At 64.4% G+C, this 6,424-nt stretch carries 5 protein-coding genes; all 5 read right to left on the bottom strand.

All coding sequences use genetic code 11. The annotated features are described in order from the left end of the window. Positions 1-119 precede the first annotated feature (119 nt). On the bottom strand, positions 120-2,660 hold the full coding sequence (locus tag CH268_RS15520) for an ATP-dependent Clp protease ATP-binding subunit (protein ID WP_027494358.1): 2,541 nt from the start codon (positions 2,658-2,660) through the stop codon (positions 120-122). Positions 2,661-2,934: 274 nt separating this feature from the next. Beyond that, a complete protein-coding gene (gene lysS, locus CH268_RS15510) occupies positions 2,935-4,458 on the bottom strand; it encodes a lysine--tRNA ligase (protein WP_048317274.1) in 1,524 nt (507 codons plus the stop codon). Positions 4,459-4,494: 36 nt separating this feature from the next. Next, positions 4,495-4,917, bottom strand: a complete 423-nt coding sequence (locus tag CH268_RS15505; RefSeq protein ID WP_032364474.1) for a rhodanese-like domain-containing protein — start codon at positions 4,915-4,917, stop codon at positions 4,495-4,497. Further along, positions 4,914-5,483: a cysteine dioxygenase gene (locus CH268_RS15500; RefSeq protein ID WP_052056950.1), complete on the bottom strand. Its 570-nt coding sequence runs from the start codon at positions 5,481-5,483 to the stop codon at positions 4,914-4,916. Before CH268_RS15500 ends, CH268_RS15505 begins: the two co-directional genes overlap by 4 nt. Positions 5,484-5,620: 137 nt before the next feature. Next, on the bottom strand, positions 5,621-6,421 hold the full coding sequence (locus CH268_RS15495) for a type III pantothenate kinase (protein WP_032373865.1): 801 nt from the start codon (positions 6,419-6,421) through the stop codon (positions 5,621-5,623). Between the last annotated feature and the right edge of the window lie 3 nt (positions 6,422-6,424).

Below are 6,424 nucleotides of genomic sequence, written 5' to 3'. Positions count from 1 at the left end.
GGGGGGGTGGGGGGGGGGGGGGGGGGGGGGGGGCGGGGGTGCGCGGGCGGGGCAGGTGAAGATACGACAACGGGCGATCCTCCGAAGAGGATCGCCCGTTGTGTTGGAACTGGTGAAACTTACTCGCTGTCGCTGTCTCCGGCGGCCTTGGCCAGGTCGACCGGGACCTCGTCGGGGACGATGATGGCTTTCTTCTCGCCGCGGAACGTGAACTTCGCGTCCTCGCCAGCGCCTTCGCCGTCCCAGTTCTCGACGTCGACCAGGATGATCTGGCCGGCTTCGATCTCGCCGAAGAGGATCTTCTCCGACAACTGGTCCTCGATCTCGCGCTGGATGGTGCGACGCAGTGGCCGCGCACCCAGGACGGGGTCGAATCCGCGCTTGGCGAGCAGAGACTTCGCCTTCTCGGTGACCTCGATCGCCATGTCCTTGTTCTTGAGCGCACCTTCGACTCGGTTGAGCATGAGATCGACCATCTGGATGATCTCGTCCTTGGTGAGCTGGTGGAACACGACGATGTCGTCGATACGGTTCAGGAACTCGGGGCGGAAGTGCTTCTTCAGCTCGTCGTTGACCTTGAGCTTCATCCGCTCGTAGTTCGATCCGGTGCCTTCGCCCGAGGAGAAGCCGAGGCCGACTGCCTTCGAGATGTCCGAGGTACCGAGGTTCGAGGTGAAGATCAGCACGGTGTTCTTGAAGTCGACCGTGCGTCCCTGGCCGTCGGTGAGACGACCGTCCTCGAGCACCTGCAGGAGGGTGTTGTAGATCTCCTGGTGTGCCTTCTCGATCTCGTCGAACAGGACGACGGAGAACGGCTTGCGGCGGACCTTCTCGGTGAGCTGGCCACCCTCTTCGTAGCCGACGTATCCGGGAGGAGCACCGAACAGACGCGAGGCGGTGAAGCGGTCGTGGAACTCGCCCATGTCGATCTGGATGAGCGCGTCGTCCTCGCCGAAGAGGAAGTTCGCGAGTGCCTTCGACAGCTCGGTCTTACCGACACCGGACGGGCCGGCGAAGATAAACGAGCCCGACGGGCGCTTCGGGTCCTTCAGACCTGCACGGGTACGACGGATCGCCTTGGAGACGGCCTTGACTGCCTCGACCTGGCCGATGATCCGCTTGTGCAGCTCGTCTTCCATGCGGAGCAGACGGGTGGTCTCCTCCTCGGTGAGCTTGAAGACGGGGATGCCGGTCCAGTTGCCCAGAACCTCGGCGATCTGCTCGTCGTCGACCTCGGCGATGACGTCGAGGTCACCGGAGCGCCACTGCTTCTCCCGCTCGGCACGCTGACCGACGAGGGTCTTCTCCTTGTCGCGCAGGTTCGCAGCCTTCTCGAAGTCCTGTGCGTCGATGGCCGATTCCTTCTCCCGGCGTGCGTCGGCGATCTTGTCGTCGAACTCACGCAGGTCTGGCGGCGCGGTCATCCGGCGGATGCGCATCCGCGCGCCCGCCTCGTCGATGAGGTCGATTGCCTTGTCGGGCAAGAACCGATCGTTGATGTACCGGTCGGCCAGAGTGGCGGCAGCGACGAGTGCACCGTCGGTGATCGAGACGCGGTGGTGTGCCTCGTAGCGATCGCGCAGACCCTTGAGGATCTCGATGGTGTGCTCGACGGTCGGCTCGCCGACCTGGACGGGCTGGAAACGACGCTCGAGAGCGGCGTCCTTCTCGATGTACTTGCGGTACTCGTCGAGCGTGGTGGCACCGATGGTCTGCAGTTCGCCACGAGCCAGCTTCGGCTTGAGGATCGACGCTGCGTCGATGGCACCTTCGGCGGCACCTGCGCCGACGAGCGTGTGCAGCTCGTCGATGAACAGGATGATGTCGCCGCGGGTGTTGATCTCCTTGAGCACCTTCTTCAGGCGCTCCTCGAAGTCACCGCGGTAACGGCTACCGGCCACGAGCGAGCCGAGGTCGAGGGTGTAGAGCTGCTTGTCCTTGAGCGTCTCGGGAACCTCGCCGTTGACGATGGCCTGCGCGAGACCTTCGACGACTGCGGTCTTACCGACACCGGGCTCGCCGATGAGTACCGGGTTGTTCTTGGTACGACGCGAGAGCACCTGCATGACGCGCTCGATTTCCTTCGCGCGACCGATAACCGGGTCGAGCTTGCCTTCGAGCGCGGCCTGGGTGAGGTTGCGTCCGAACTGGTCGAGAACCAGTGACGTCGACGGGGTGCCCGCCTCGCCGCGGCCGCTGCCGCTCTCGGACGGCTCCTTGCCCTGGTAGCCCGACAGCAGCTGGATGACCTGCTGGCGCACGCGGTTGAGGTCGGCTCCGAGCTTGACCAGAACCTGAGCTGCGACGCCTTCGCCTTCGCGGATCAGGCCGAGCAGGATGTGCTCGGTGCCGATGTAGTTGTGGCCGAGCTGCAGTGCTTCACGCAGGCTGAGCTCGAGTACTTTCTTGGCGCGCGGAGTGAACGGAATGTGACCGGACGGAGCCTGCTGGCCCTGGCCGATGATTTCCTCTACCTGGCTGCGAACTCCTTCGAGGGAGATGCCCAGCGACTCGAGAGACTTTGCTGCAACACCTTCACCCTCGTGGATGAGGCCCAGCAGAATGTGCTCCGTGCCGATGTAGTTGTGGTTGAGCATCCGGGCTTCTTCTTGAGCCAGGACGACAACACGCCGCGCGCGATCGGTGAACCTCTCGAACATCGCTCTCCCTCACTTCTCGGTGGGTGGTAGCTCGCCCACCAGTTCTTCCAGCGCCGCAGTGTCCTGAACACTCGGTCGCTTGTGCATTCGAAGGTAAGACTGTGTCTCACTGTAGTTGGCCGACGTGACGAACGCCGACCCTCCACCCCTGAAATACTGCGTATCCGGCAACGAGACGGACCGCCTCGTGTGCTTACTGTTCATAACGCAGGCACTTTGCAAAACGTTTCCCGATCGCTGTCCGCTGCTGGCGAACAGCGGACATACCTCCCGATCAGGCCTGCGACGGCTTGACGATCGGAAACAGGATCGTTTCTCGGATACCCAGCCCGGTCAACGCCATCAGCAGACGGTCGATTCCCATACCGGTTCCGGTGGTCGGCGGCATTCCCTGTTCCATGGCCGCCAGGAAGTCCTCGTCGAGCACCATCGCCTCGTCGTCGCCTGCGGCAGCCTGACGCGCCTGGTCCTCGAAGCGCTCGCGCTGGATGATCGGGTCGATCAGCTCCGAGTAGCCGGTCGCCAGCTCGAATCCACGAACGTAGAGATCCCACTTCTCGGTGACGCCCGGCTTGCTGCGGTGCTGACGCGTCAACGGCGACGTCTCGACGGGGAAATCACGAACGAACGTCGGTTCGGTCAACGCGTCGCCCACCTGGTGTTCCCACAGTTCCTCGACGAGCTTGCCGTGGCCGTAGATCGGGACGCCGTCCTTGCGGGGGACATCCAGCCCAACCTTGTCGGCGATCGCGAGCAGTTCGTCGACGGTGGTGTCGGGGGTGACGTCGAATCCGAGCGACTCCGACAGCGACGGGTACATCTCGAGCGTCGTCCATTCGCCGCCGAGATCGTAGGAGGTGCCGTCGGGCAGGGTGACCACGGTGGATCCGAGTGCGGCCACCGCCACTTCCTGGACGAGTTCCCGCGTCATCTTCGCCGAGTCGTCGTACGTGCCGTAGGCCTCGTAGGTCTCGAGCATCGCGAACTCCGGCGAGTGCGAGGAGTCGGCACCTTCGTTGCGGAAGTTGCGGTTGATCTCGAAGACCTTCTCGATGCCGCCGACGACGCAGCGCTTGAGGAACAGCTCCGGCGCTATGCGCAGGTACAGGTCCGTGTCCATCGCATTGGAGTGGGTGACGAACGGCCGGGCCGCGGCACCGCCGTGCAGCGTCTGCAGCATCGGGGTCTCGACCTCGAGGAAGCCGCGACGCTCGAGTGCGTTACGCAGTTCACGAACGACGGCGATGCGCTTGCGGGCGGTCTCTCGGGCCTCCGGACGCGTGATCAGATCCAGGTAGCGCTGCCGAATACGCGTCTCTTCGCTGAGTTCCTTGTGCGCGACGGGCAAGGGCCGCAACGACTTCGACGCGATCTGCCAGGCGTCGGCCATCACCGAGAGCTCACCGCGACGGGAGCTGATGACCTCGCCGTGCACGAACACGAAGTCGCCCAGGTCGACGTCGGCCTTCCACGCTGCGAGGGCGTCCTCGCCGACACCTGCCAGGCTGATCATGGCTTGGAGCTGGGTGCCGTCGCCCTCCTGCAGGGTGGCGAAACACAGCTTGCCGGTGTTACGGACGAAGATCACGCGGCCGACGACGCCGACGATCAGGCCGGTCGTCGTGTCGGCGTCGAGCTCGGGAAACTGGGTGCGGATCTCGAGCAGCGAATGGGTCCGCGGAACCGACACCGGATACGCCTCGACCCCGCGCTCGAGCAACGCAGCGCGCTTGGCGCGACGAATCCGTAGCTGCTCCGGGGTGTCGTCGGCCGGCTGGGTAGAAGCTGTATCACTCACGCGCACACACTTTACAGTCCGAGACTGTCGGGACGATCAGTGCGCTGCGACGGCCTCGGCCTCGCGAACGCAGTGCTTGGCCTGCGTCAACACCCCGAGCAGCCCGGCGGACTTCAGTGCCTGATAGCCGCCGACCAGATCGGTGGCCTTGTGCAGACCCAGCAGCTTGAGCGACGCGGCCGCGAGCGAGGAGGTATAGCCCTCGGAGCAGATGACGATCCACTCGACGTCGTGGTCGGTGGCGATCGCCAGCCGCGCGTCACTGGTGGGATCGAGACGCCATTCGAGGACGTTGCGTTCGATGGCCAACGCACCGGGCAGGGTGCCCTCGACTGCGCGCTGCGCCTGCGGGCGAATGTCGACGACGACCGCGCCGCGGTCGACAGCGTCACGGAGCTCGAAGACGGTCATGCGATCGATGGTCTCGCGAGCGGATTCGAGCATTTCGACGATGGTCATCTCGTGGCCTTCTCGGGTTCGGCGGTGAGCTCGCTGCGGGTACGGCGCAGCGTGGCGCGCTCGGTCACTTCGTAGTACGACATCGCCGTCAGCGGCGGTGAGTAGGCGTGCACGCTGAGGGTGGGCCCGGTCGTGTTCGACGCCGGATCGTGCATCACGTCGTGCACCCATCCCAGCGGAAAGGCTGCCTGATCTCCGGCGTCGAGATGACGTTCCTTCAGTTCGGTTCCCGCCCAACGGTATTCGAGCAAAGAACCACTCAGGACGGTCAATGCACCGAGCGATCCGGCGTGATCGTGCAGTTCGGTGGATCGCTCGGGAACCCAGCTGATCAACCAGACGTCGAGATCGTCGTCGGAGTGCAGGCGAGTGGCCCAACGCTCGTCCGTGGGCCACTGTCCACCGCCGGGAAGCAGGTGGTCGAACCGCCCTTCGAGGACGTCCGATGCGCCCTGATCGGTGATGCGCAGCAGGTCGGGTGGACGTAGCCGGGTCGGCAACGTCGAGACCGACCGTGAGGACAATCGGGGTCGGGAGGGTGCAGAAAATACAGGTGTGGAAAGCATGAAGCTCTACTCCAGGGATGTGTAACGAACGAGGCAGCGGTCAGCCTCGACAACACTCCTGGGTGGCCATGCACGTCATCACGCCGACGATTCTGACACACGAACGCCCGACGCGCTACCCCGCTTCACCGAAACATTCAGCGTGGCCGCCGCTTTGCCATGTTGCGTTCGTAGACCAGTCGCAGACCCTCCAGCGTCAGGTCGGGTTCGTGATGCTCGATGGTCGTCGACTCGGGCAGGATCAGCGCAGCGATGTCTCCGGTACCGATGACCGCGACGTCGGTGCCTTTGACCTCCGGCACCTCACGTCTGATGCGTCCGACAAGCCCGTCCACCAGGCCGGCGAAACCGAAGATGGTGCCCGCTTGGATGCACTCGACGGTGTTCTTTCCCAGCACCGACCGCGGCCGCACCATCTCGACCTCACGCAGCGTCGCGGTGCGAGTCGACATGGCCGAGGCCGAAATTTCGAGACCGGGCGCGATCGCCCCGCCGAGGAACTCGCCCTTGGCCGAGACGACGTCGACGCACGTGGTGGTCCCGAAATCCACCACGATGCACGCCGAGTCGTACAGATCATGTGCGGCAAGGGTATTGACGATGCGGTCGGCCCCGACCTCTTTGGGATTGTCGACCAGCAGCGGAACCCCGGTCCGCACACCGGGTTCGACCACCACGTGCACCACGTGATCCCAGTAGCGCACGAGCATCGTCCGCATCTCGCGCAGCACGGACGGCACCGTGGACAGAGCCGTCACCCCGGTGATCTGCTCGGCCTGTTCGCCCAACAACCCCCGCAACATGAACGCCAGCTCGTCGGCCGTCACATGGGGGTCGGTGCGAATACGCCAATCGCGCAGCAGTTTCGAGTGATCCCCGGTGCCGGTGAAGAGCCCGACCACCGTGCTGGTGTTGCGTACATCGATTGCGAGAAGCATCGA

This window comes from Rhodococcus sp. 06-1460-1B (assembly GCF_002258475.1).
Lineage (GTDB): Bacteria > Actinomycetota > Actinomycetes > Mycobacteriales > Mycobacteriaceae > Rhodococcoides > Rhodococcoides fascians.
Note: the sequence above shows the minus strand (reverse complement) of the source record. Positions and strands in the feature narration are given on the sequence as shown.